Origin of the sequence: Actinokineospora sp. (assembly GCF_050699995.1) — a bacterium.
Lineage (GTDB): Bacteria > Actinomycetota > Actinomycetes > Mycobacteriales > Pseudonocardiaceae > Actinokineospora.
Window position 1 is genome coordinate 1 of record NZ_JBOHGC010000116.1, and the last position, 23,583, is coordinate 23,583.

The window sequence follows — 23,583 nt, forward strand, 5'->3', positions numbered from 1 at the left end:
GCCCGGCCGCGGTCCGCGAACGCGGCGGCGGCGTCGTCGGCGCCCACCGCGCGCTCATCGGCGCGCTCTCCCGGGTGCGCAACGCACTTGAGTCCCGTGGCGTTCCGACGCGGCCGCTGGACCCGGACGAGCTGCTCAAGGCAGGCATCTCCGCGGCCGAGCTCACCTCGGTCGCGGGCTCCAACACGCGGGTTTCGCTGCGCGAGCGGTGGACCGGCGTCACAGCGGCGGGCATCGGCCACGCCAGCTACGCGATCACCGGCTGGCCGCAGGGCAAGCTGGCGACGAGCCTGAACTCGCTCACCGGTGTGCGCGCGATGTCGGCGACGGTCGCCATGTCGATCTCACCGGGCAGCGACGAGGGCAAGGTGGGCCTGCGCGGCCTGGTCCGGGTCAGCGCCCGCAACCCCAACGAACTCAGCGACGCCGACGACCGGCTCTCGGCGATCTCCGACCGGCTCGGCATCACCCTGACCCCCCTGCGCGGGCTTCAGGTCGCGGGCCTGGCCGCCACACTGCCGCTGGGAGGACAGGCGTGAGTGGTTCCAGCAGGCTTCTCGACACCCAAGGCGGCAACGGCGGGATCGCGCCGGAGTTCATGGTCTCGCCCGAGATGCTCGACGCGGTCAGCCCGTCCGGCGACCGCGGCGGCATGGTCCTGGGCTCCGGCCTGCAGGGCGAGCCGCTGACCATCTCGGCACTGCGCCCGGCGCCGACGAGGATCGTGCTCGTCGGCGGGCTCTACCTGGCCCGCCAGGTGGCGCTGCGGGCGATGGCGGTCGGCGCGTGGGTGGTCGTGGCCACCGGCCGCCCCGGCGCGTGGCAGGTGCTGCAGAAGGCCGCGGGCAACGGTCCCGACGGGCGCCCGGCACCCCTGGTCCAGATCCGCAGGCTCAGCCCGGTCGAGCTGCCGCGGCCGTCTGAGGACGGTCCGCTGCTCGTCGTGCACGACGGTGGCCCGACGCCGCAGGAGCTGTTCCCGCCGCGCTCGCCGTGGCAGACCACGGTGTACGTGCTGCCCTATATGCACCCGCAGGCCGGCGCGACGGCCAACGCCGCCGACCTCGTGCTCCTGCAGCGGCTGCCCGTGGGTCAGGCGCAGCTCGCGGCCCGGATCTGGCGGCTACCGCCGCCGATGGTCCAGCAGCTCACCACCCTGGCCGACGACCAGGTCGTCGCGCTGGGCCGCAACCTGTGGAAGCCGCTGCGGCTGGTCACCACGGCGAAGGAACAGCAGATCCTGGGGCCGGTCCGCCGAGGCGACTGACCAGGCTCGATCCGGCTCGATCTCCGCCCCGGCACCCTGGTGGTGCCGGGGCGGAGCCATCCGGGTGAGGGTTGTCCGGTTTGGGCGCTCGACCGTTCCGGCGATGCTGGGCCGTTCAGCGGGTCGTCCATTACGCGGATCAGCGCAACGAGAACGCCCGAACAGCGCATACGCCCGCCAAACGCGATATCTACTCAGGAGTCATCTCGGCCTCGCTGTGACCATTTCGCCCCGGCGGCCGCCGGCGGCGATTAGCCCGTGCTACCAACGGGTTCAGCGGCCCGGTCAATTCCCAGCCATTCCCGAAATAATGTCACGAGCAATTTCCAAAGAATGACCGCCACGATCCTGTGAATGGATTCTGGCACCGAATGGACAGCAGCGCGGCCGACGGGACGAACCGGACCAACCGGACAACCCTCGGGCAATCTGTAGCTTTGACCAGGACTGTTCGGCGGCGGTAAATCCACCGAACGGCCCAACTCATTACCAGGAACCGTCAACTGGCGAAAAGAAGACTTCTTAAACCCGCCAATTCTCTTGCGCGCCCAAGTGTCGCTGTCTCAATGTTATCGGCGTTCGCGCGAACACCGTCAGCACCCTCTCAAGCAGCACCCCGACCTGTTGTGAGGCAGGTAGGCGTGCCCCTGGCCAAAGGAGAACGTGCAATGGGTATGTCTCGCGCCAAAGCGCTGCGGCGGTTCGCCGCCGCGGGCATCACGACCGCCGCGTGCGTGGCGTCCGTGATCACGCTGGCGACCCCCGCGACGGCGGCCGAGGCCCAGATCCTGGGCGCCGACGCGGCAAACGTGGTCAAGGACAGCTACATCGTCGTGTTAAAGGACGGCGCCCAGGCTCAAGGCGCCAGCGCCGACAGCCTCGCCGCAAGGTACGGCGGCAAGGTCAACCATCGGTACTCAGCCACGGTGACCGGCTACGCGGCGACGATGACCGAGCAGCAGGCCAAGCGCGTCGCGGCCGACCCCCAGGTCGCCTACGTCGAGGCCGACCAGACCATGAGCATCGCGGTCGACCAGCTCAACCCGCCGTCCTGGGGCCTGGACCGGGTCGACCAGCGTGACCTGCCGCTGAACCAGAAGTACTCGTACTCGACGACCGCGTCGAACGTGAACGCGTACATCGTCGACACCGGCATCAACCTCACCCACTCCGACTTCGGCGGGCGCGCGGTCAGCGGCCGCGACACGGTCGACAACGACGCCGACGCCACCGACTGCCAGGGCCACGGCACGCACGTCGCGGGCACCGTCGGCGGCGGCGCGTACGGCCTCGCCAAGGGCGTCAAGCTGATCGCCGTGCGGGTGCTGAACTGCCAGGGCTCCGGCACCAACGCCGGTGTCATCGCCGGCATCGACTGGGTGACGGCGAACCACGTCAAGCCCGCTGTCGCCAACATGAGCCTCGGCGGCGGTGCCTCCACCACCCTCGACGACGCGGTCCGCCGCTCCGTCGCCGCCGGCGTCAGCTACGCCGTCGCGTCGGGCAACTCCAACGCCAACGCGTGCAACTACTCGCCCGCCCGGGTCGCCGAAGCCCTGTCGGTCAACGCGAGCGACATCAACGACGCGCGCGCGTCGTTCTCCAACTACGGCACCTGCACCGACCTGTTCGCGCCCGGCGTGAGCATCAAGTCGGCGTGGATCGGCGGCAGCACGGCCACCAACACCATCAGCGGCACCTCGATGGCCTCCCCGCACGTCGCGGGCGCCATCGCGCTGTACCTGGCGGCCAACCCGTCGGCCAGCCCGGCCACCGTGCACAGCGCCATCGTGAACGCGGCCACCGCGAACAAGATCACCAACCCCGGCGCCGGATCGGCCAACAAGCTGCTCTACACCGGCTCCGGCACCACCGAGCCCCCGCCGCCCACCGGCTGCGCGGCCGTCACCAACGGCACTGACGTCACCATCCGGGACAACTCGACGGTGACCAGCCCGATCACCATCTCCGGCTGCACCAGCACGCCCTCGACGGCCGCCACCATCGCGGTCGACATTCGGCACACCTGGCGCGGCGACCTGGTCATCGACCTCGTCGCCCCGGACGGCACCGCGTACCGGCTGAAGAACTCCAGCTCGAGCGACTCGGCCGACAATGTGATCACCACCTACACCGCCAACCTGTCGTCGGAGGGGGCGAACGGCACCTGGAACCTGCGGGTGCAGGACGTCTACACCTACGACACCGGCTACATCAACAGCTGGACGCTCGACCTCTGACCCGGTGACGGGCTCCGGTCGGCTCCTCCCTGCTGGGGGCCGACCGGGGACCTGAGTCCATCGGGGCCGGTTTCACACGCCGGGCGCGGCAATCAGCCGCGCCCGGTTTTTACCTTTCCCAGCTCGACCTCATCCGTCCAGGTCACACGGGTCGCCCTGAATGGCCCAGGATGATCGTCGGTTCCCCCCGACGACCTCGCCATCCCGGATGCTGGGGCCGCGGTGACCAGCTCTGTCACGGTCTCGGGTTGCGCTGGGACGGCCTCGTCGACGAGCAAGGTCGCTGTGGACATCACGCACCCTTACCGCGGTGACGTGGTGATCGACCTGGTTTCGCCGGACGGGTCGGTGTATCGGCTCAAGGCCGCGAGTGGGGATTCCGGTGACAACATCGTGCAGACGTTCACGGTGAATCTGTCGTCGGAGGCTCGCGGCGGGGTTTGGAAGCTCAAGGTGCAGGACGTTTATCGGGCGGACGTCGGCACGCTGAACAGCTGGAGCCTGACGCTCTAGGCCTTGGCGCCTGGGCGGGTTAAAGGGTTCTGACGTTGCGGGTCAGGTTTGCGCGGGTGGCCAGGTCCTCGTCGGCGGGGTAGTCCACGCCGATGAGGGCCAGGCCGTGTGCGGGGGCCACGGTGATGGCGCTGGGGCGTTCGGTGGCGCTGAGCATCGAGCCGGGCCAGTCCACCGGTTTGCGGCCCTCACCGACCGCCAGGAGTGCGCCGACCAGGCTTCGAACCATCGAATGGCAGAACGCGTCCGCGGAGACCCAGGCGGCCAGCAGGCCATCGGATTCCCGTGTCCACTCCAGCCGCTGCAGTTCGCGGATGGTCGTCGCGCCGTCGCGGCGTTTGCAGAAGGCGACGAAGTCGTGTTCGCCGAGCAGTCTGTGGGATGCCGCGTTCAGGGCATCGAGATCCAGCTTGCGCGGCCAGGCGACCACGTGGCCGCGGCGCAGCGGGTCGGCGGACCAGGCCGTGTCGCAGATTCGGTACACGTAGTGCCTGCGGAGGGCGCCGAACCGGGCGTCGAACTCCGCGGGGACGCGGCGCATCGCGGTGACCCGTAGGTCGGCGGGCAGTGCCCGGGCCAGGCGCAGGACCAGCGCGTCCGGGTCGGTCTCCGCGGGCAAGTCCGTGTGGGCGACCTGGCCGGTGGCGTGGACCCCGGCGTCGGTGCGTCCGGCGACCGTGAGCCGCACGTCGTGGCGCATGACCAGCGACAGGGTGTCCTCCAGGACACCGCACACCGTGCGCCGCTCGGGTTGGCGGGCCCAGCCGGAGAAGTCCATGCCGTCGTAGGCGATGTCGAGGCGAATGCGGACGAGCCCGCCGCCCCCAGTGGGGGTGACGGGCTCGTCCGAGGTGAGCTGCGGTGTCAGGACTCGTCCTTGGCGGACTCGTCCGACTCCTCTTCCCGCTGCGACGGCGGCAGCTGGAAACCAGCGGCCTCCGCGGCCTCGGCGGTGGCGAACCACACCTCGGCGACCGTGCGGTCGTAGAAGGCGCTGTCCGGCACGTGGTACAGCATCGAGTCGGCGTTGCCCTTGATCGGGAAACCCTCCGGCTGCGAACCGTCCTCGAGCGGCAGGTGGCTGCCCTCGCCGTACGACTTGGTCTCCTCCGACGCCTCAGTCGCCTCGACGGCCTCGGTCGCCTTGTCGGCCTTCGTCGGCTTCTCGGCGAACTTGGTCTTGCGGGCGGCCTCGGCCTCCGCGGTGACCGTCTTCTCGCTGATCAGCTCGATGACCGCCATGCTGGCGTTGTCGCCCTTGCGCGGCATGGTCTTCGTGATGCGCAGGTAGCCACCCGCGCGGTCGCTGAAGAACGGGCCGATCTCGACGCAGAGACGCTGCACGACATCCTTGTCGCGGATCACCTTCATGATCTCGCGACGGTTGTGCAGGTCACCGCGCTTGGCCTTGGTGATCAGCTTCTCCGCGAACGGACGCAGCCGACGAGCCTTGGCCTCAGTGGTCTTGATCCGGCCGTGCTGGAACAGCGCGGTGGCCAGGTTGGCCAGAATCAGCCGCTCGTGGGCCGGGCCCCCGCCGAGACGGGCGCCCTTGGTTGGGGTGGGCATTCCTTGCTCCTTGTGGAATTCCGCTGCTCAGCCAGTCCGGAATGGACTGGATCAGAGCTGCTCCGTCTCTGCGTAGTCCTGGCCGTCGTCGTTGCCGGTGTCCGCGCCTTCCGACCAGCCGTCGGAGGCGTAGTCCGCCGCGGCAGCCGTCGGGTCGAACCCGGGGGGGCTGTCCTTGAGCGCGAGACCGAGGCCGACGAGCTTCATCTTGACCTCGTCGATCGACTTCGCACCGAAGTTGCGGATGTCCAGCAGGTCCGCCTCGCTGCGCGAGACAAGCTCACCCACGGTGTGGATGCCCTCGCGCTTGAGGCAGTTGTAGGAACGCACCGTCAGGTCGAGGTCCTCGATCGGCATCGCGTAGGCGGCGATGGTGTCGGCCTCCTGCGGCGACGGGCCGATCTCGATGCCCTCGGCGTCGATGTTCAGCTCGCGGGCGAGACCGAACAGCTCGACCAGCGTCTTGCCCGCGGACGCCACGGCGTCGCGCGGGGTGATCGACGGCTTGGTCTCGACGTCGAGAACGAGCTTGTCGAAGTCGGTCCGCTGCTCGACACGGGTGGCCTCGACCTTGTACGTCACCTTGAGGACCGGCGAGTAGATCGAGTCGACCGGGATCCGGCCGATCTCGGCGCCTGCCTGCTTGTTCTGCACGGCCGGGACGTAGCCGCGACCGCGCTCGACAACGAGCTCGATCTCCAGCTTGCCCTTGCCGTTCAGCGTGGCGATGTGCAGGTCGGGGTTGTGCACCGTGACACCGGCGGGGGGAACGATGTCCCCCGCGGTGACCTCACCGGGTCCCTGCTTGCGCAGGTACATCGTCACCGGCTCGTCCTCCTCCGAGGAGACGACAAGCTCCTTGAGGTTGAGGATGACGTCGGTGACGTCCTCTTTGACGCCCGGAACCGTGGTGAACTCGTGCAGCACACCGTCGATGCGGATGCTGGTCACCGAGGCGCCGGGGATCGAGGAGAGCAGCGTGCGCCGGATCGAGTTGCCGAGCGTGTAGCCGAAGCCGGGCTCGAGGGGCTCGATGACGAAGCGGGAGCGGGTCTCGTTGACCGGCTCCTCAGCCAGGGTGGGTCGCTGTGAGATGAGCATTTCTTGGTTCTTCCTTCCCGAGGACGCCCGCTATTTGACGTCGCACTGAAATGGGATGACAGTTCTAGCGACAGTGCCGGCGACCTCTTGAATATCAACAGGCCGCCGGCCCGGTCACGACTACTTCGAGTAGTACTCGACGATGAGCTGTTCGGTCACCGGAACGTCGATCTGCGCGCGCACGGGGAGCTGGTGCACCAGGATCCGGAGGTTGGACTGCACGACCTGCAGCCAACCCGGGATCGGGCGGTCACCGAAGGACTCCTTGGCGGCCACGAACGGGAGGGTGCCCAGCGACTTCGGCTTGACGTCGATGATGTCGAACTTCGACACCTGGTAGCTGGGGATGTTCACCTTCTTGCCGTTCACCAGGAAGTGAGCGTGGCTCACGAGCTGGCGGGCCTGGCGGCGCGTGCGGGCGAGGCCCGCACGGTAGACCACGTTGTCCAGACGCGACTCGAGCAGCTGGAGCAGGACCTCACCGGTCTTGCCCTCGCGGCGAACCGCCTCCTCGTAGTACTTGCGGAACTGGCGCTCGAGAACGCCGTAGGTGTAGCGAGCCTTCTGCTTCTCCTGCAGCTGGAGCAGGTACTCGCTCTCCTTGATCCGACCGCGGCCGTGCTGGCCGGGCGGGTAAGGACGACGCTCGAATGCCTGGTCTCCGCCGACAAGGTCGACCTTGAGCCGACGCGAGATGCGGGTCGCGGGGCCGGTGTAGCGTGCCATCTCTTCTTACTCCTCCCCGTTCCTCAGACCCGGCGCCGCTTGGGCGGGCGGCAGCCGTTGTGAGGCTGCGGGGTCACGTCCTGAATGGTGCCGACCTCGAGGCCCGCCGCCTGCAGCGAGCGGATCGCGGTCTCCCGGCCGGAGCCGGGGCCCTTGACGAACACGTCGACCTTCTTGACGCCGTGCTCGGCGGCCTTGCGGGCAGCGTTCTCGGCGGCCATCTGGGCGGCGAACGGCGTCGACTTACGAGAGCCCTTGAAACCGACGTGGCCGGACGAGGCCCACGCGATGACAGCACCGGTCGGGTCCGTGATGGACACGATGGTGTTGTTGAAGGTGCTCTTGATGTGAGCGTGGCCGTGCGTGATGTTCTTCTTTTCCTTGCGCCGGACCTTTTTGACTCCGGCGCCGGTACGCGACTTCGGTGGCATGTCTCTGGGTTTCTCCTAGCTGCTTCGCGAGGTGGTGATGACTGGAGCTGCGTGCCGGATTCGAGTCCCGGCGTCCGTGTAGAGGTCGCGCAGTGCAGCCGGACGGGCGCACTTGGGCGCGACCATGAGGGCCACGAATGGCCTGTTGCGTCGCCTCTGTGGAACAACGGCGACCACGGTCTCGCAGCTCTTGCTCACTTCTTTCCGGCCTTCTTCTTGCCGGCGACCGTCTTCTTCGGGCCCTTGCGGGTACGGGCGTTGGTCTTCGTCCGCTGACCGCGGACGGGCAGACCGCGGCGCCACCGCAGGCCCTCGTAGCAGCCGATTTCGATCTTCCGGCGGATGTCGGCCTGAACCTCACGGCGCAGGTCACCCTCGACCTTGAAGTTCTCTTCGATGTATTCACGAAGTTTGACGAGCTCGTCGTCGGACAAGTCCTTGACGCGCAGGTCCGGGCTGATCTCGGTGGCGACCAGGAGCTCCTTGGAGCGGGTCCGGCCGATACCGAAGATGTAGGTCAGCGCGATCTCCATCCGCTTTTCGCGGGGGAGGTCTACGCCGGCGAGTCGTGCCATGTCGGCGGTTTCTCCTCTGATTCGTCTTCAGGTCTGCTCCCCTACCGCCCTGAGACCGACTCGATGGTCCCAAGACCCGGCCTGAAGTCCGGGCGTGAACCAGGTCCGTGTGACCTGGCAGGTTCGGGAAGTTCGTCTGTGTGGCTGTCGTCGTCGGAACTACGACTGGAGACTGCTCAGCCCTGGCGCTGCTTGTGGCGCAGGTTCTCGCAGATCACCATGACCCGGCCGTGACGGCGGATCACCTTGCACTTGTCGCAGATCTTCTTGACGCTCGGGTTGACCTTCACGTCTGCTTTCTCCTGCTTCGGCCGCGTGCCCCCGAGAAGCCGAGGGCACCGATAGTGGCATCCCAGTCAGAGCGACTGGGGAGTCACTTGTAGCGGTAGACGATGCGGCCGCGGGACAGGTCGTAGGGCGAAAGCTCTACGACGACCCGGTCCTCAGGCAGAATGCGGATGTAGTGCTGCCGCATCTTGCCGCTGATGTGCGCGAGAACCTTGTGGCCGTTCTCCAACTCGACGCGGAACATCGCGTTGGGGAGTGGCTCGACCACGCGGCCTTCGACCTCGATGGCCCCGTCCTTCTTGCCCATGTCCTCCGCGTTTCGTGACGTGTGACTTTGCAACGACGGGCATGACACACGGCGACGACCTGCACCACTGAGTGACACGCACGGCGAAACCGGCACTCGAATAGTGCCAGCGGTCAAGTGTACGCGCCGGTCACTTGGCGCCCAAATCGGGGTCCACCAGCGGGTGAACTACTCCGGGGCGGTCAACACCCACGGGCCGTCGTCGGTCACCGCGACGGTGTGCTCCCAGTGGGCGGCGCGGGAGCCGTCGGCGGTCACGACCGTCCAGCCGTCCTCCAGCTCCACGGTCTCCTCGACGCCGAGGGTGAGCATGGGCTCGATGGCGATGGCCATGCCGACGCGCAGGCGCGGGCCCTTGCCGGGCTTGCCGTGGTTCGGCAGGAACGGGTCCATGTGCATGGAGCTGCCGATGCCGTGGCCGCCGTATTCGCGGACGATGCCGTACGTGCGGCCGTCGGCGCACTCCGAGGAGTGGACCGAGGTCTCCACGGCGTGGGAGATGTCGGTGAGCCGGTTGCCGGGGCGGATGGCTTCGATGCCCGCGAGCATGGACGCCTTGGTGGCGTCGGACAGCGCCTGGTCGGCGTCGCTGATGGTGCCGACGAACAGGGTCACGGCCGAGTCGCCGTGCCAGTCGTCGAGGATGGCGCCGCAGTCGACGGAGATGAGGTCGCCGTCGGCGAGCACCTGGGACTTGCTGGGGATGCCGTGGACAATCTGCTCGTTGACCGAGGCGCAGATGCTCGCCGGGAAGCCGTGGTAGCCCTTGAAGGACGGCACGGCCCCGGCGTCGCGGATGGTCTGCTCGGCGATCTCGTCGAGCTCGGCGGTGCTGACACCGGCGCGCGCCGCGGCCGCGACGGCGGCCAACGACTTGGCCACCACCAGGCCCGCGGCGCGCATCGCGTCGAGCTCACCCGGGGACTTGATCTCGATCACGCGGGAACGCCAGGTCGCGATCGCCATGCGGAGGCCGCCGAACATGCCACCGCCGCTCACGTCCGAGCGCGGATCGAGTCCAGCACGCGACCGGTGATCTCATCGACCTCGCCGACCGCGTCGACCGTGATGAGCACGTCGGCGTAGTAGTCGAGCAGCGGGGCCGTCTCCGAGCGGTACACCTGCTGGCGGTGCCGGATGACGGCCTCGTTGTCGTCGTCGCGGCCGCGGGCGAGCAGACGCTCGACCACGACCTCCTCGTCGATCCGGAACTCGACCACAGCGTCGATCTTGGTGTCCGAGACGCTGAGGATCTCTCCCAGCACCGCGGCCTGACCGACATTGCGCGGGAAGCCGTCGAGCAGGAAGCCGTCAGTGGCGTCCGGCTGGGCGAGCCGCTCGCGGACCATCTCGTTGGTGACCTCGTCGGGCACGAGCTGCCCCGAGTCGAGGTACCGCTTGACGTCCTGGCCGAGTTCGGTGTTGTTCGCGATGTGCGCCCGGAAGAGGTCACCGGTGGAGATGTGCGGTACGCCGAGCTTGTGGCTCAAAGCGGTCGCCTGGGTGCCTTTTCCCGCTCCGGGCGGGCCAACGAGAACAACACGAGTCACTTGAGGAACCCTTCGTAGTTTCGCTGCATGAGCTGGCTCTCGATCTGCTTCACCGTGTCCAGACCGACGCCGACCATGATCAGCACCGCGGTGCCGCCGAACGGGAAGTTCTGGTTCTGCCCCTCGGCGGTGATGTCGAGGAAGAAGTTCGGCAGAACGGCGATGGTGCCGAGGTAGAGCGAACCGGGCAGGGTGATCCGGCTCAGCACGAAGCTCAGGTAGTCGGAGGTGGAGCGGCCCGGGCGAATGCCCGGAATGAAGCCGCCGAACTTCTTCATCTCGTCCGCACGCTCGGTCACGTTGAACGTGATCGTGATGTAGAAGTACGTGAAGAAGATGATCAAGCCGAAGTACACGGCGATGTGCACCCAGCTGGACTGCTTCGTCAGGTGGTTGGCGACGAACTGGTTCCACCAGGAGCCGCTCTCGGTGCCGACCAGCTTCGTGATCAGGTCCGGCAGGTAGAGCAGCGACGAGGCGAAGATGACCGGGATGACGCCCGCCTGGTTCACCTTGAGCGGCAGGTAGGTCGAGGTGCCGCCGTACATGCGGCGCCCGATCATGCGCTTGGCGTACTGGACCGGGATCCGGCGCTGTCCCTGCTCGACGAACACGACGCTGGCGATGATCAGCAGCGCGAAGACGCAGACGACCGCGAAGGTCACGCCGCCCTGGTTGTCGAGGATGGTCTTGCCCTCGAACGGGATGCGGGCGGCGATGTTGACGAACATCAGCAGGGACATGCCGTTGCCGATGCCGCGCTCGGTGATGAGCTCGCCGAACCACATGATCACCGCGGTGCCCGCGGTCATGGTCGTGACGATGACGATCAGGGTGAAGGTGCTGCCGCTCGGGATGACGTCATCCGGGCAGTTGCCGAAGAGCTGGTCACCGTTGGCCATGGCCACGATGCCGGTCGCCTGCAGGACGGCGAGGGCGATGGTCAGGTAACGCGTGTACTGCGTCAGCTTGCCCTGACCTGCCTGGCCTTCCTTCTTGAGCTGCTCGAACCGCGGAATGACCACGGTGAGCAACTGGATGATGATGCTCGCGGTGATGTAGGGCATGATCCCCAGCGCGAACACCGAAAGTTGGAGTAGGGCGCCGCCGCTGAACAGGTTCAGCAGCTGGGTGATGCCCTCGGTCTGGACGCCCTCGATGCACTTCTTGACGTTCGGATACGACACACCGGGCGACGGCAGTGCGGCGCCCACGCGGTAGATCGCAATGATGCCGAGCGTGAAAAGGATCTTGCGGCGCAGGTCCGGCGTCGCGAGAGCCGAGCGGAAGGCGCTGAGCACGCAGGAACCTCCATCGGCGTCACCGGCAGCTCAGTGCCGGTGAACGGCTTAACCGGCTGGTCGCCGGCAGGGAACATGTCCCGACTGCCAGGTACTGGCAAGCCAGGAACGCTTCGGGGTACCTACCCCGAAGCGTGCTGACGACTGTAACAGCACTACCGGGGCATCTATCACCCGTGGGGTGGCCAAACCTGCCACACGGATGGCCTCAGCGCGGTGATGAAGCTAACATCCCGGCCATTCCCAGCAGAATCACACCTGTCCCCCGGTCCAGGTTGCGCTGGGCACGCTTGCTCATGCGGACCGCGCGGACGATCGCGCCGATGCCGACGTAGATGCTTCCGGCCGCCAACTCGGCCACCAGATAGACCGCGCCCAGGGTGAGAACCTGGGCCGTGACCTGGCCGCGAGCGGGGTCGATGAACTGCGGGACGAACGCGGTGAAGATCAGGACGGCCTTGGGGTTGGTGACCGCCGTCAGGAACTCCTTCCGCGCCAGCGCGAAGAGGCTCGGCGCTGTGGGGATTTCGTCGGCCGCGGCGAAGGCGCCGGTACGGAAGCTGGTGTAGAGGATTCGGGCGCCGATCCAGACGAGGTAGGCGACACCGACCCACTTGATGACCGTGAGTGCGTGCTCGGACGCGGCGAGAAGGCTGCCCAGTCCGGCGGCCACGGCGGCGATGAGGATGGCGAAGCCGGTGAGCCTGCCGAAGAGGCCCGTGACGCCGCTGGCGGGGCCGTAGCGCATGCCGTGGTGCATGCCGAGCAGGTTGTTCGCCCCCGGGGTCATGGCGACCAGGAAGGCGGCGCCAAGGAAGACGAGCAGCCACATAGGCCATGCCTACCAGGGCTGATGCCTGCGGCGCGCGCGGATTTCGGCTATCTCACTTCTGGGGCTTCCCGCGGGCTTCGTGGTGCGGTGGTGGTCAGGCTTGGGGGCGGGCCGTGTGGTGGGTGGGGATTTCGGCGGTCACCTTGGTCGGTGTGGTGGTCAGGGTCGCGCCGCAGCGGGTGAGGGCCCTGATGGCAGCTGTGTTGTCCGGCGTGGTGTCCGCACGGACTTTGTGGATGCTCGCCTCGGCGGCGATGTCCAGGAGGATCCGGAGGGCATCCACGCCGATGCCTTGGCTGCGCATGTGCCTGCCGAGCCACATGCCCGTTTCCGCGGTCCCAGGCTCCTCCAGGCGGCGGAGGCGAATCATCCCGACGGTTTCCCCGCGCAGCTGGATCGCGTACATCATCGTGCCCGTGGCGCTCTCGACGTTGGAAAGGTGGAACTCGCGAAACGCCGTGCGCCTGGCCTCCGTCCACCCCGGAGGGCCCTCGACGGCAGGCATCACGTCGTCAGGGTCGGCGTAGGCCACCGCGACCGTCAGCAGGTCCTCGGTCAGCGCCTCGTCGAGCGGGGTCAGTCGAACGATCACAGTGAGGAGTGTGTCCCTCACCCGCCGCTGAGCCAACTCCTATCAGCGCCCGCGCCAGGCGAGCGGGGACAGGGTCACGGCCGCCTCCGCGATGCACTATCGAGGACCTCCCGTGACCACACCTCATGCGCCTTGTGAAAGCCCGCTGACAGGCTAGCCGCAGACAGCACAAAGGCCGGGCACGCGAAGCGTGCCCGGCCTTTGTAAGTGCTGGATCAGACCAGCGCGATGGCGGAACCGCCACCGGCGTTGAGCTTCTCCACAGCGCTGCTGGAGAACTTGTCAGCAGTGATGTCCAGCTTGACGCCGTTCAGGTCCCCGTTGCCGAGGATCTTCACGAGCGAGTTCTTGCGGACGAGACCGGCCTGCACCAGGTCCGGGATACCGATGGCGCCGCCGTCGGGGAACGCCACAGCGACGTCTCCGACGTTGACGACCTGGTACTCGGTCCGGAAGCGGTTCTTGAAGCCCTTGAGCTTCGGGAGCCGCATCTGGATCGGCATCTGGCCACCCTCGAAGCGCGCGGGGACGTTCTTGCGCGCCTTGGTGCCCTTGGTACCGCGACCAGCGGTCTTGCCCTTGGAGCCTTCACCGCGACCGACACGGATCTTGTCGCGCTTGGCGCCGGGGGCCGGACGCAGGTGGTGGATTTTGATCGACATCAGGCGTCGACCTCCTCAACGACTACGAGGTGGCGGACACAGTGGATCAGGCCACGCACCTCAGGGGTGTCCTCGCGCACCGTCGACTGACGAATCTTGCGCAGGCCGAGGGTCCGGAGGGACTCGCGGTGGTTGCGCTTCGTGCCGATGGTGCTCTTGATCTGGGTCACCTTGAGCTGTGCCATGTCATCCCACCTGCCCAGCGGCCGCGGCCGCCGCACGGGCGCGGAGCATGCCCGCGGGAGCGACGTCCTCGAGGGGAAGGCCACGACGGGCCGCGACCTCTTCCGGACGCTGCAGACCCTTGAGGGCCGCAACGGTGGCGTGCACGATGTTGATGGCGTTGTCGCTACCCAGCGACTTCGACAGCACATCGTGGACGCCCGCGCACTCCAGCACGGCGCGCACCGGGCCACCGGCGATGACACCGGTACCGGCGCTGGCCGGGCGCAGGAGCACCACGCCGGCAGCCTTCTCACCCTGGATGGGGTGCGGGATGGTGCCACCGATACGCGGGACGCGGAAGAAGTTCTTCTTGGCTTCCTCCACACCCTTCGCGATCGCGGCGGGCACCTCCTTGGCCTTGCCGTAGCCGACACCGACCATGCCGTCGCCGTCACCGACCACGACCAGGGCGGTGAAGCTGAAGCGACGACCACCCTTCACGACCTTGGCGACGCGGTTGATCGCCACGACGCGCTCGAGGTGCGGGCTCTTCTCCTGAGCCTGACCACGACCGCCACCATCGCGACGGTCGCCGCGACCGCGACGCTCGCCACGCTCGCCGCCAGGTCCGCCCTGGCCGCCCTGGCCGCCAGGTCCGCCCTGGCCGCCGAACTGCCGCGTACGTCCCGGCATCAGGCGTTCCTTCCCTTGTTGCTCTGCATGATCAGAACTCCAGCCCCGCGCCGCGGGCCGCGTCGGCCAGCGCCGCGATACGGCCGGTGTACTTGTTGCCGCCGCGGTCGAACACGACCGAGGAGATGCCGGCGTCCTTGGCCCGACCGGCGACCAACTCGCCGACCTTGGCCGAACGGGCCTTCTTGTCGCCCTCCACCGCGCGAACGTCCGCCTCGAGGGAGGACGCCGACGCGAGGGTGCGACCGGCCAGGTCGTCGACGATCTGCACGGTGATGTGCCGTGCGGACCGGTGAACGACCAGGCGAGGACGCTCCGGCGTGCCGCTGATCTTCTTGCGGAGCCGGAAGTGCCTGCGGGTCTTCGAGACGCGGCGCTTGGTGGACACATCGGCACCCACCGGCTTGCGCTTCGTGATAGTCGCTTCGCTCATGATCACTTACCCGTCTTTCCGACCTTGCGGCGGATCTTCTCGCCGGAGTACCGGACGCCCTTGCCCTTGTACGGGTCGGGCTTGCGCAGCTTGCGGATGTTGGCGGCGATTTCGCCGACCTGCTGCTTGTCGATACCCGAGACGGAGAACTTGGTGGGGCTCTCCACGGTGAAGGTGATGCCCTCAGGGGCGACGACCTTCACCGGGTGGCTGAAGCCGAGCGCGAACTCTAGGTCCGAACCCTTCGCCATGACGCGGTAACCGACGCCGTGGATCTCAAGCTTCTTCTCGTAGCCGTCGGTGACACCGACGACCAGGTTGTTGACAAGCGAACGGGTCAGACCGTGCAGTGCACGGCTCTGCCGCTCGTCGTTGGGGCGCTTGACCTCAAGCGTGCCGTCCTCGGCGCGCTCGACGACAATGGGCTCCGAGACGGTGAGTGCCAGGGTGCCCTTGGGGCCCTTCACGCTGACGTTCTGACCGTCGATGTTGATGTCGACCCCAGCCGGGACGGGGATCGGAAGCCTTCCGATGCGAGACATACGTTGCTCCCCCTTCCCTTACCAGACGTAGGCGAGGACTTCTCCGCCCACGCCCTGCTTGTTTGCCTGACGGTCGGTCAGCAGGCCACCGGACGTGGAGATGATCGCCACGCCCAGGCCGCCGAGAACCTTCGGCAGATTGGTCGACTTCGCGTACACCCGGAGACCGGGCTTTGACACCCGGCGCAGACCGGCGATGCTGCGCTCGCGGTTGGGGCCGTACTTCAGCTCGACGACGAGGTTCTTGCCCTTCTCGCCGTCTTCGTCGCGGAAGCCGGTGATGTAGCCCTCACGCTGAAGGATCTCGGCGATGTGCGCCTTGAGCTTCGAGTGCGGCAGCACGACCTCGTCGTGGTATGCCGAGTTGGCATTGCGCAGACGGGTCAAGAAGTCTGCGATCGGGTCGGTCATCGTCATGGTGACCTGTCAACCTTTCTCGCCGTGGTTCCCTTGCGGGCCTACGGCGAACTGGGGGTATAGCGGGCTAGGAAGCCCGGTCCACAGTGGACTGTGGACCGGACGGTCCTACCAGCTGGACTTGCTGACGCCGGGCAATTCGCCCGCGTGGGCCATCTGGCGCAGGCAGATTCGGCACAGGCCGAACTTGCGGAACACCGAGTGCGGACGGCCGCAGCGGTTACACCGGGTGTAGCCGCGCACCTTGAACTTCGGCTTCTTGGAAGCCTTGTGGACAAGAGCCTTCTTCGCCATCGGCTCAGTTCTCCTTGAACGGGAAGCCCAGGTGCTTCAGCAGCGCCCGGCCCTCTTCGTCGTTGATCGCGGTCGTGACGATGGTGATGTCCATGCCGCGCTGGCGGTCGATCGAGTCAGGGTCGATCTCGTGGAACATCGACTGCTCGTTGAGACCGAAGGTGTAGTTGCCGTTGCCGTCGAACTGCTTGCCCGACAGACCGCGGAAGTCGCGGATACGCGGCAGCGCGATCGTCAGCAGGCGGTCGAGGAACTCCCACATGCGGTCGCCGCGCAGGGTGACCCTGGCGCCGATCGGCATGCCCTCACGCAGCTTGAACTGCGCGATGGACTTGCGGGCCTTGCGGACCTCGGGCTTCTGGCCGGTGATCGTGGCGAGGTCGCGGACCGCACCCTCGATCAGCTTGCCGTCACGGGCGGCGTCGCCGACACCCATGTTGACGACGACCTTGACCACGCCGGGGATCTGCATGACGTTGGCGTAGTTGTACTCGTCCCGCAGAGCGACCGTGATTTCCTCGCGGTAGCGCGTCTTGAGACGGGGGATGATCTTCTCAGTGGTAGTCATGATCAGATCTCCTTCCCATTGCCGCTGCCGCGAGCGATACGGACCTTGCGGCCCTCGTCATCGAACTTGTAGCCCACGCGGACCGCCTTGCCCTCGGACACCAGCATCACGTTCGACACGTGGATGGGCGCTTCCTGGGTGACGATGCCGCCGGACTGGGCGCCGCGCTGGGTCTGCGAGATCCGGGTGTGCTTCTTGACCCGGTTCACACCCTCGACGAGGACCTTGGAGGTCTCGGGGTAGGCCTGAATGACCTTGCCCTTCGCGCCCTTGTCCTTGCCCGCGATGACGACGACCGTATCGCCCTTTTTGATCTTCATCTTGGTCTTCATGAGTCAGAGCACCTCCGGCGCGAGCGAGATGATCTTCATGAACTTCTTGTCGCGCAGCTCGCGGCCGACCGGGCCGAAGATGCGGGTCCCACGGGGCTCGCCCTCCGGCTTGATCAGCACGGCGGCGTTCTCGTCGAACCGGATGTAGGACCCGTCCGGACGGCGGCGCTCCTTGACGGTGCGAACGATGACCGCCTTGACGACGTCACCCTTCTTCACCGCCGCGCCGGGGATCGCGTCCTTGACGGTGGCGACGATGATGTCGCCGATGCCCGCGTAGCGACGGCCCGAGCCACCGAGAACACGGATGCAAAGGATTTCCTTCGCACCGGTGTTGTCGGCGACACGCAGCCGCGACTCCTGCTGGATCACTTCAACTCCTGACCATTCTTGGCTTGCCAGATTTCCGACCTGACAGGCTCGGTCTTACCTGGTTCCGATCCTCAGTGTCCACACCGGACACTGCTGACGAATGTGTTACTTGGCCTTCTCGAGGATCTCGACGAGCCGCCAGCGCTTCGACGCCGACAGCGGACGGGTCTCCATGATCTGGACCCGGTCGCCGATACCCGCGGTGTTGCCCTCGTCGTGCACCTTCACCTTGGTGGTGGAGCGCAGGACCTTGGAGTACCGCGGGTGCTTCTTGCGGTCTTCCAGGGCGACGACGACGGTCTTGTCCATCTTGTCGGACACGACCAGGCCCTCGCGGACCTTGCGGTTGTTCCGAACTTCGGTCTCGTTCTCGCTCATGCTGCGCCCTCATTGCTTTCCGGGGCTGCCGACAGGCCAAGCTCGCGCTCACGCATGACGGTGTAGATCCGGGCGATCTCGTGCTTGACCGTGCGCAGTCGACGGTTGTTGTCGAGCTGCCCGGTGGCCATCTGGAAACGAAGGTTGAAGAGCTCTTCCTTCGCCTCACGCAGACGCAGCACGAGCTCTTCTTCGTTGAGCTCGCGGAGGTCTGCCGCGGTGGTTCCCGCTGCCATCAGAAGTCACCACCTTCACGCGTGACGATGCGGCACTTCATCGGAAGCTTGTGGATCGCGCGGCGCAGTGCCTCGCGCGCCACGGTCTCGTTCGGGAAGCTCATCTCGAACATGACGCGACCCGGCTTGACGTTGGCCACCCAGTACTCGGGGGAACCCTTACCGGAACCCATGCGGGTCTCGGCAGGCTTCTTGGTGAGCGGGCGGTCGGGGAAGATGTTGATCCACACCTTGCCGCCACGGCGGATGTGCCGGTTGATGGCGATACGAGCGGACTCGATCTGCCGGTTGGTGACGTACGCGGGCTCGAGCGCCTGGATGCCGAACTCGCCGAACGTGACGCGCGTGCCGCCCTTGGCAGCGCCCGATCGCTTCGGGTGGTGCTGCTTGCGGTGCTTTACCCTGCGCGGGATAAGCATGACTCAGCTCTCCCCGTTGCCAGAGGCTTCCGCCGCGGGGGCTTCTGCCTTCGTCTGCTGCGCCTCGGCGGCCGCACGGCCCGCCTCGGTGCTGGTAGCGGTGGTGCCGGAGGCACCGGAGCGACGCGCCCGGTTCGGACGCTCGCGACGCGGCTCGCGACGGTCGGCCGACGGAGCGGCCGAACGGGCCTCGTGCTCGCGACGTCCGCCGACGACCTCACCCTTGTAGATCCACACCTTGACGCCGATACGGCCGAAGGTGGTGCGGGCCTCGAAGAAGCCGTAGTCGATGTCCGCGCGCAGCGTGTGCAGCGGGACGCGACCCTCGCGGTAGTGCTCCGAGCGGGACATCTCGGCGCCGCCGAGACGGCCACCGCACTGCACCCGGATGCCCTTGACCTGCGGCGAACGCATGGCCGACTGGATGGCCTTGCGCATCGCGCGCCGGAACGACACACGGTTGGACAGCTGCTCGGCGGTCACCTGGGCGACCAGCTGGGCGTCGGCCTCGGGGTTCTTGACCTCAAGGATGTTCAGCTGGACCTGCTTCTTGGTGAGCTTCTCCAGCTCGCCGCGAATACGGTCAGCCTCGGCGCCGCAGCGGCCGATGACGATGCCGGGACGGGCGGTGTGGATGTCGACGCGCACCCGGTCACGGGTCCGCTCGATCTCCACGCGGGAGATGCCGGCGCGCTCCATGCCCTTGGACAGGAGGCGGCGGATCTTCACGTCTTCCGCGACGTACTCGGCGTACTGCTTGTCGGCGTACCAACGGGACCGCCAGTCGGTGGTGATCCCAAGCCGGAAGCCGTGTGGGTTGATCTTCTGCCCCATTAGCGGGCACCACCCTTCTTGGCAGCCTTGGCTGCGGGCTTCGGCCGGGACTCGACCTCGACCGTGATGTGGCTCGTGCGCTTGCGGATCCGGTATGCGCGCCCCTGGGCACGCGGACGGAAACGCTTCAACGTCGGGCCCTCGTCCACGTACACCGTCGACACCCAGAGGGTGTCCGGGTCGAGGTTGAGGTTGTTCTCGGCGTTGGCAATGGCACTGGCGAGCACCTTCGCGACCGGCTCACTTGCTGCCTGCGGCGCGAACTGGAGCACGGCCAGGGCCTCGCTGGCGCTACGGCCCCTGATGAGCTCGACGACGCGGCGCACCTTCATGGGCGTGTCGCGAACGTAGCGAGCCCGAGCAACGGCGCGAGGAAATTCCTCCTGCGCCGGAGCTTCGTTACGGGCGTTCATCGCTGCTTCCCCTTGCTAGGACTAGCCCCGCTCACGCGGGGAGAGTTTGCTCTGTTAGTTCGAGCCGCCTGCTAGCGGCGACGGGCCTTGCGGTCGTCCTTGATGTGGCCCTTGAACGTGCGGGTCGGGGCGAACTCGCCCAGCTTGTGACCCACCATGGCCTCGGAGACGAACACCGGGACGTGCTTGCGGCCGTCGTGCACGGCGATCGTGTGCCCCAGCATGTCGGGGATGATCGTCGAGCGACGCGACCAAGTCTTGATCACGGTCTTCTTGCCGGACTCGTTGAGAGCGTCCACCTTCTTGAGCAGGTGGTCGTCCACGAACGGGCCCTTCTTCAGGCTGCGTGGCATTGCTTCTACCTCCCTGCTCAGCGCTTGTTCTTGCCGGTGGTCCGGCGGCGGACGATCAGCTTGTCGCTCGGCTTGCTGCGGCGGGTGCGGCCTTCGGGCTTACCGGCCGGGTTCACCGGGTGGCGACCACCTGAGGTCTTACCCTCACCACCACCATGCGGGTGGTCGACCGGGTTCATCGCGACACCGCGGACGGTCGGGCGCTTGCCCTTCCAACGCATGCGGCCCGCCTTGCCCCAGTTGATGTTGGAGTGATCGGCGTTGCCGACCTCTCCAACAGTGGCGCGGCAACGAACGTCCACGTTGCGAATCTCGCCGGACGGCATACGCAGCTGGGCGTAGGGGCCGTCCTTCGCGACGAGTCGCACGCTCACACCGGCGGACCGGGCGATCTTCGCGCCGCCACCGGGGCGGAGTTCGATCGCGTGGATCACGGTGCCGACGGGGATGTTGCGCAGCGGCAGGTTGTTGCCCGGCTTGATGTCGGCGCGGGGGCCGTTCTCAATCGGGTCGCCCTGCGACAGCTTGTTCGGCGCGATGATGTAGCGCTTCTCGCCGTCGGCGTAGTGCAGCAGCGCGATACGGGCGGTGCGGTTGGGGTCGTACTCGATGTGAGCGACCTTGGCCGGCACGCCGTCCTTGTCGTTGCGGCGGAAGTCGATGAGGCGGTACGCGCGCTTGTGACCGCCACCCTTGTGCCGGGTGGTGATCTTGCCGTGCGCGTTACGCCCGCCCTTGCCATGCAGGGGACGGATCAGCGACTTCTCCGGCGTCGACCGGGTGATCTCGGCGAAGTCCGACACGCTGGAGCCACGACGGCCCGGGGTGGTCGGCTTGTATTTGCGGATGCCCATGTTTTAGTCAGTCCCTTACGCGGCCGGGCCGCCGAAGATCTCGATCGGCTTGCTCTCCGCGGAGAGCGTGACGATCGCGCGCTTCGTGTCCTTGCGCTTGCCGAACCCGGTGCGGGTGCGCTTGCGCTTTCCGTTGCGGTTGAGCGTGTTGACGCTCACCACCTTCACGCCGAAGACCTTCTCGACCGCGATCTTGATCTGGGTCTTGTTGGCGTCCGGAGACACCACGAAGGTGTACTTGTTCTCCTCGAGCAGCCCGTAGGACTTCTCGGAGATCACCGGCGCGAGCAGGATGTCGCGGGGGTCGGGGATCACTTGTCCTCCTCAGACTTCCGCTGCGACGGCGGCAACTGGAAGCCCGCGGTCTCAGCGTCCTCGGCGGTGGCGAACCACACCTCGGCAACGGTCCGGTCGTAGAAAGCGGTGCCCGGCACGTGGTACAGCTTCGAGTCGGCGTTGCCCTTGATCGGGAAACCCTCCGGCTGCGTGCCGTCCTCCAGCGCGTCGTGGCTGCCCGCACCGAAGCGCGACTCGCCGACGAGGCCCTGGACCTCGGAGACCTTGGCCGAAGCCTTGGCGCCGCGGGTGGGTGCGGACAGGAACGAGTCGAGCGCGGCCTTCGTGAACACGATGTCGTCGTTGACGAGCACGTCATAGGTGTTCAGCTGGTCCGGCGCGATCACGTGCACGTTCTGCAGGTTGCGCACCGACACCCAGGCGACGTCCTCGTCGCGGGTCAGCACGACCAGAACGCGCTTGGCGTCGGTCAGCGTGGCCAGCAGGGTGCGGGCGGTCTTGGTCGAGGGCTTGTCGCCGTCCACCAGGCCGGTCACCACGTGCACCTGGCCGGAGCGGGCCCGGTCGGAGAGGGCGCCGCGCAGGGCGGCGGCCTTCATCTTCTTGGGGGTCCGCTGCGTGTAGTCGCGCGGCTGCGGGCCGTGCGAGATACCGCCGCCGACGAACTGCGGGGAGCGGGTCGAGCCCTGACGGGCGCGGCCGGTGCCCTTCTGGCGGTACGGCTTCTTGCCGCCGCCGGAGACCTCGCCACGAGTCTTCGTCGAGTGCGTGCCCTGGCGGGCCGCGGCGAGCTGCGCCGTGACCACCTGGTGCATCAGCGGGATGTTCGCCTGCACGTCGAAGATCTCTGCGGGAAGCTCGGCAGTGCCGTCGGTCTTGCCCGCGGGGGTCTTGATGTCAATGCTGGTCATCAGGCACCACCCTTAGCTGCGGAACGCAGGAACACGAGGCCGCCCTTGGGCCCCGGAACGGCGCCCTTGATCAGGATCAGGCCGGACTCACCGTCGACCTGGTGCACCTTGAGGTTCTGGGTGGTGACCCGGACGTTGCCCATCCGGCCCGCCATCCGCAGGCCCTTGAACACGCGGCCCGGGGTGGCACAGCCACCGATGGAACCCGGGGAGCGGTGCTTGCGCTGGGTGCCGTGCGAGGCGCCCAGACCCTTGAAGCCGTGCCGCTTCATGACACCCGCGGTGCCCTTGCCCTTGGTGGTCCCCGTGATGTCGATGACCTGACCGGCCTCGAACACCTCAGCGGTGATCTCCTGGCCGAGCTCGTACTCGGTGGCGTCGGTGGTGCGCAGCTCCGCGAGGAAGCGGCGCGGCGTCACACCCGCCTTGCCGAAGTGGCCTGCTTCAGGCTTGTTGACCTTGCGCGGGTCGATGGCGCCGAACGCCAGCTGGACCGCGACATAGCCGTCGGATTCCTGGTTACGGATCTGCGTGACCACGTTGGGTCCCGCCTTGACGACGGTCACCGGAACGATCCGGTTGTTCTCGTCGAAGATCTGGGTCATCCCGAGCTTGGTGCCCAGGATTCCCTTCATCTGCCTGTCAGACATGGCTCTCGTTACTCTCCGCCGCTCTCGCCACGCACGCTCTACTGGATGTTGACGTCGACACTGGCCGGCAGGTCGATGCGCATGAGCGCGTCGACCGTCTTCGGCGTCGGGTCGAGAATGTCGATCAGACGCTTGTGCGTACGCATCTCGAAGTGCTCGCGCGAGTCCTTGTACTTGTGCGGCGAGCGAATGACGCAGTAAACGTTCTTCTCGGTGGGCAGCGGCACTGGCCCGACGACCCGCGCGCCGGTGCGCGTCACGGTCTCCACGATCTTGCGCGCGGACGCGTCGATCGCCTCGTGGTCGTAGGCCTTGAGCCGGATGCGGATCTTCTGTCCCGCCATAATGGCTTGCCGTTCCTCTGTCTCGTACCGCTGCGGTGCGGTTGCGAACCTCGGCGGGGCCCGCAAAGGCCTTGCCGCGCCGCTTCCCTGTTCATAAGTCAATTCGGTGTTCAGAACCTTGGCT

General features: G+C 67.1%; 37 protein-coding genes and 1 pseudogene. 4 read left to right on the forward strand and 34 right to left on the reverse strand.

Features of this window, described 5'->3' with window-relative positions:
• The 4 genes from ACRDSQ_RS06540 to ACRDSQ_RS06555 all read left to right on the forward strand — a co-directional run.
• A partial coding sequence (locus ACRDSQ_RS06540; RefSeq protein WP_431419665.1) for a type VII secretion protein EccE occupies positions 1 to 539 on the forward strand: 539 nt, incomplete at its 5' end.
• Positions 540 to 598: 59 nt separating this feature from the next.
• The gene (locus ACRDSQ_RS06545; RefSeq protein ID WP_431419702.1) at positions 599 to 1,267 is read left to right on the forward strand and encodes a hypothetical protein; all 669 of its coding nucleotides are present in this window, start codon (positions 599 to 601) and stop codon (positions 1,265 to 1,267) included.
• 668 nt (positions 1,268 to 1,935) lie between these two features.
• Entirely contained in the window at positions 1,936 to 3,507 is a 1,572-nt protein-coding gene (locus ACRDSQ_RS06550; protein WP_431419667.1) for a S8 family peptidase, read from the forward strand.
• Between the two features lie 285 nt (positions 3,508 to 3,792).
• Entirely contained in the window at positions 3,793 to 4,020 is a 228-nt protein-coding gene (locus tag ACRDSQ_RS06555) for a proprotein convertase P-domain-containing protein (protein WP_431419703.1), read from the forward strand.
• Positions 4,021 to 4,039: 19 nt separating this feature from the next.
• Here ACRDSQ_RS06555 and truA read toward each other — a convergent pair whose 3' ends face one another.
• The 34 genes and pseudogenes from truA to rpsJ form a co-directional block, all read right to left on the reverse strand.
• Entirely contained in the window at positions 4,040 to 4,825 is a 786-nt protein-coding gene (truA, locus tag ACRDSQ_RS06560) for a tRNA pseudouridine(38-40) synthase TruA (RefSeq protein ID WP_431419705.1), read from the reverse strand.
• Positions 4,826 to 4,884: 59 nt separating this feature from the next.
• The gene (gene rplQ, locus ACRDSQ_RS06565; protein WP_431419668.1) at positions 4,885 to 5,589 is read right to left on the reverse strand and encodes a 50S ribosomal protein L17; all 705 of its coding nucleotides are present in this window, start codon (positions 5,587 to 5,589) and stop codon (positions 4,885 to 4,887) included.
• 51 nt (positions 5,590 to 5,640) lie between these two features.
• Positions 5,641 to 6,690: a DNA-directed RNA polymerase subunit alpha gene (locus ACRDSQ_RS06570; RefSeq protein WP_091382607.1), complete on the reverse strand. Its 1,050-nt coding sequence runs from the start codon at positions 6,688 to 6,690 to the stop codon at positions 5,641 to 5,643.
• Positions 6,691 to 6,810: 120 nt separating this feature from the next.
• A complete protein-coding gene (gene rpsD, locus ACRDSQ_RS06575) occupies positions 6,811 to 7,416 on the reverse strand; it encodes a 30S ribosomal protein S4 (protein ID WP_431419670.1) in 606 nt (201 codons plus the stop codon).
• A gap of 23 nt (positions 7,417 to 7,439) precedes the next feature.
• Complete coding sequence (gene rpsK / locus ACRDSQ_RS06580; RefSeq protein ID WP_054052188.1) at positions 7,440 to 7,847, reverse strand: 30S ribosomal protein S11; 408 nt, start codon at positions 7,845 to 7,847, stop codon at positions 7,440 to 7,442.
• A 194-nt stretch (positions 7,848 to 8,041) separates the two neighbouring features.
• On the reverse strand, positions 8,042 to 8,422 hold the full coding sequence (rpsM, locus tag ACRDSQ_RS06585; RefSeq protein WP_091382611.1) for a 30S ribosomal protein S13: 381 nt from the start codon (positions 8,420 to 8,422) through the stop codon (positions 8,042 to 8,044).
• Between the two features lie 176 nt (positions 8,423 to 8,598).
• On the reverse strand, positions 8,599 to 8,712 hold the full coding sequence (gene rpmJ / locus ACRDSQ_RS06590) for a 50S ribosomal protein L36 (protein WP_018682809.1): 114 nt from the start codon (positions 8,710 to 8,712) through the stop codon (positions 8,599 to 8,601).
• Between the two features lie 83 nt (positions 8,713 to 8,795).
• Entirely contained in the window at positions 8,796 to 9,017 is a 222-nt protein-coding gene (infA, locus tag ACRDSQ_RS06595; protein WP_005166804.1) for a translation initiation factor IF-1, read from the reverse strand.
• 168 nt (positions 9,018 to 9,185) lie between these two features.
• Complete coding sequence (gene map / locus ACRDSQ_RS06600; protein ID WP_431419707.1) at positions 9,186 to 9,956, reverse strand: type I methionyl aminopeptidase; 771 nt, start codon at positions 9,954 to 9,956, stop codon at positions 9,186 to 9,188.
• 56 nt (positions 9,957 to 10,012) lie between these two features.
• Positions 10,013 to 10,567: an adenylate kinase gene (locus ACRDSQ_RS06605; protein ID WP_431419673.1), complete on the reverse strand. Its 555-nt coding sequence runs from the start codon at positions 10,565 to 10,567 to the stop codon at positions 10,013 to 10,015.
• On the reverse strand, positions 10,564 to 11,868 hold the full coding sequence (gene secY / locus ACRDSQ_RS06610) for a preprotein translocase subunit SecY (protein WP_431419675.1): 1,305 nt from the start codon (positions 11,866 to 11,868) through the stop codon (positions 10,564 to 10,566). The genes ACRDSQ_RS06605 and secY overlap by 4 nt, the downstream gene beginning before the upstream one ends.
• 208 nt (positions 11,869 to 12,076) lie before the next feature.
• Positions 12,077 to 12,700 carry a LysE family translocator gene (locus tag ACRDSQ_RS06615; protein ID WP_431419676.1) on the reverse strand — a complete coding sequence of 208 codons (624 nt, stop codon included), beginning with the start codon at positions 12,698 to 12,700 and terminating at the stop codon, positions 12,077 to 12,079.
• A 94-nt stretch (positions 12,701 to 12,794) separates the two neighbouring features.
• Entirely contained in the window at positions 12,795 to 13,292 is a 498-nt protein-coding gene (locus ACRDSQ_RS06620; protein ID WP_431419678.1) for a GNAT family N-acetyltransferase, read from the reverse strand.
• A 215-nt stretch (positions 13,293 to 13,507) separates the two neighbouring features.
• Positions 13,508 to 13,957, reverse strand: a complete 450-nt coding sequence (gene rplO, locus ACRDSQ_RS06625; RefSeq protein ID WP_431419708.1) for a 50S ribosomal protein L15 — start codon at positions 13,955 to 13,957, stop codon at positions 13,508 to 13,510.
• On the reverse strand, positions 13,954 to 14,139 hold the full coding sequence (gene rpmD / locus ACRDSQ_RS06630) for a 50S ribosomal protein L30 (RefSeq protein ID WP_091382626.1): 186 nt from the start codon (positions 14,137 to 14,139) through the stop codon (positions 13,954 to 13,956). Before rpmD ends, rplO begins: the two co-directional genes overlap by 4 nt.
• Position 14,140: 1 nt before the next feature.
• The gene (gene rpsE / locus ACRDSQ_RS06635; RefSeq protein ID WP_431419679.1) at positions 14,141 to 14,812 is read right to left on the reverse strand and encodes a 30S ribosomal protein S5; all 672 of its coding nucleotides are present in this window, start codon (positions 14,810 to 14,812) and stop codon (positions 14,141 to 14,143) included.
• Between the two features lie 31 nt (positions 14,813 to 14,843).
• The gene (gene rplR, locus ACRDSQ_RS06640; protein ID WP_431419680.1) at positions 14,844 to 15,245 is read right to left on the reverse strand and encodes a 50S ribosomal protein L18; all 402 of its coding nucleotides are present in this window, start codon (positions 15,243 to 15,245) and stop codon (positions 14,844 to 14,846) included.
• A 2-nt stretch (positions 15,246 to 15,247) separates the two neighbouring features.
• Positions 15,248 to 15,787 carry a 50S ribosomal protein L6 gene (gene rplF / locus ACRDSQ_RS06645; protein ID WP_431419681.1) on the reverse strand — a complete coding sequence of 180 codons (540 nt, stop codon included), beginning with the start codon at positions 15,785 to 15,787 and terminating at the stop codon, positions 15,248 to 15,250.
• A gap of 18 nt (positions 15,788 to 15,805) precedes the next feature.
• Positions 15,806 to 16,204 (reverse strand): 30S ribosomal protein S8, encoded by a 399-nt coding sequence (rpsH, locus tag ACRDSQ_RS06650; protein ID WP_091382634.1) that lies wholly within the window; start codon positions 16,202 to 16,204, stop codon positions 15,806 to 15,808.
• A gap of 108 nt (positions 16,205 to 16,312) precedes the next feature.
• Positions 16,313 to 16,498, reverse strand: coding sequence for a type Z 30S ribosomal protein S14 (locus ACRDSQ_RS06655; protein WP_091382637.1), 186 nt, complete (start codon positions 16,496 to 16,498; stop codon positions 16,313 to 16,315).
• 4 nt (positions 16,499 to 16,502) lie between these two features.
• Positions 16,503 to 17,066 (reverse strand): 50S ribosomal protein L5, encoded by a 564-nt coding sequence (rplE, locus tag ACRDSQ_RS06660; RefSeq protein WP_091382640.1) that lies wholly within the window; start codon positions 17,064 to 17,066, stop codon positions 16,503 to 16,505.
• Between the two features lie 2 nt (positions 17,067 to 17,068).
• Positions 17,069 to 17,386 carry a 50S ribosomal protein L24 gene (rplX, locus tag ACRDSQ_RS06665; RefSeq protein WP_091382927.1) on the reverse strand — a complete coding sequence of 106 codons (318 nt, stop codon included), beginning with the start codon at positions 17,384 to 17,386 and terminating at the stop codon, positions 17,069 to 17,071.
• A gap of 15 nt (positions 17,387 to 17,401) precedes the next feature.
• The gene (rplN, locus tag ACRDSQ_RS06670; protein WP_091382642.1) at positions 17,402 to 17,770 is read right to left on the reverse strand and encodes a 50S ribosomal protein L14; all 369 of its coding nucleotides are present in this window, start codon (positions 17,768 to 17,770) and stop codon (positions 17,402 to 17,404) included.
• Between the two features lie 105 nt (positions 17,771 to 17,875).
• Positions 17,876 to 18,148, reverse strand: coding sequence for a 30S ribosomal protein S17 (gene rpsQ / locus ACRDSQ_RS06675; protein ID WP_431419682.1), 273 nt, complete (start codon positions 18,146 to 18,148; stop codon positions 17,876 to 17,878).
• On the reverse strand, positions 18,145 to 18,384 hold the full coding sequence (rpmC, locus tag ACRDSQ_RS06680; protein WP_187218416.1) for a 50S ribosomal protein L29: 240 nt from the start codon (positions 18,382 to 18,384) through the stop codon (positions 18,145 to 18,147). Before rpmC ends, rpsQ begins: the two co-directional genes overlap by 4 nt.
• Positions 18,384 to 18,803 carry a 50S ribosomal protein L16 gene (gene rplP / locus ACRDSQ_RS06685; RefSeq protein ID WP_091382647.1) on the reverse strand — a complete coding sequence of 140 codons (420 nt, stop codon included), beginning with the start codon at positions 18,801 to 18,803 and terminating at the stop codon, positions 18,384 to 18,386. The genes rpmC and rplP overlap by 1 nt, the downstream gene beginning before the upstream one ends.
• Before the next feature lie 3 nt (positions 18,804 to 18,806).
• Positions 18,807 to 19,637, reverse strand: a complete 831-nt coding sequence (gene rpsC / locus ACRDSQ_RS06690) for a 30S ribosomal protein S3 (protein WP_431419684.1) — start codon at positions 19,635 to 19,637, stop codon at positions 18,807 to 18,809.
• Positions 19,637 to 20,050 carry a 50S ribosomal protein L22 gene (gene rplV, locus ACRDSQ_RS06695; protein WP_187218417.1) on the reverse strand — a complete coding sequence of 138 codons (414 nt, stop codon included), beginning with the start codon at positions 20,048 to 20,050 and terminating at the stop codon, positions 19,637 to 19,639. Before rplV ends, rpsC begins: the two co-directional genes overlap by 1 nt.
• Positions 20,051 to 20,121: 71 nt before the next feature.
• A complete protein-coding gene (gene rpsS, locus ACRDSQ_RS06700; protein ID WP_018682829.1) occupies positions 20,122 to 20,403 on the reverse strand; it encodes a 30S ribosomal protein S19 in 282 nt (93 codons plus the stop codon).
• A 17-nt stretch (positions 20,404 to 20,420) separates the two neighbouring features.
• Complete coding sequence (gene rplB / locus ACRDSQ_RS06705) at positions 20,421 to 21,257, reverse strand: 50S ribosomal protein L2 (protein ID WP_431419686.1); 837 nt, start codon at positions 21,255 to 21,257, stop codon at positions 20,421 to 20,423.
• Between the two features lie 15 nt (positions 21,258 to 21,272).
• Entirely contained in the window at positions 21,273 to 21,572 is a 300-nt protein-coding gene (gene rplW, locus ACRDSQ_RS06710) for a 50S ribosomal protein L23 (RefSeq protein ID WP_431419688.1), read from the reverse strand.
• A 233-nt stretch (positions 21,573 to 21,805) separates the two neighbouring features.
• Positions 21,806 to 22,465, reverse strand: a pseudogene (gene rplD / locus ACRDSQ_RS06715) (50S ribosomal protein L4); the annotation flags it as partial.
• On the reverse strand, positions 22,465 to 23,115 hold the full coding sequence (gene rplC / locus ACRDSQ_RS06720; protein ID WP_431419689.1) for a 50S ribosomal protein L3: 651 nt from the start codon (positions 23,113 to 23,115) through the stop codon (positions 22,465 to 22,467). The gene rplC and the pseudogene rplD, both read right to left, overlap by 1 nt.
• A gap of 38 nt (positions 23,116 to 23,153) precedes the next feature.
• On the reverse strand, positions 23,154 to 23,459 hold the full coding sequence (rpsJ, locus tag ACRDSQ_RS06725) for a 30S ribosomal protein S10 (RefSeq protein ID WP_003938093.1): 306 nt from the start codon (positions 23,457 to 23,459) through the stop codon (positions 23,154 to 23,156).
• Positions 23,460 to 23,583: the final 124 nt, after the last annotated feature.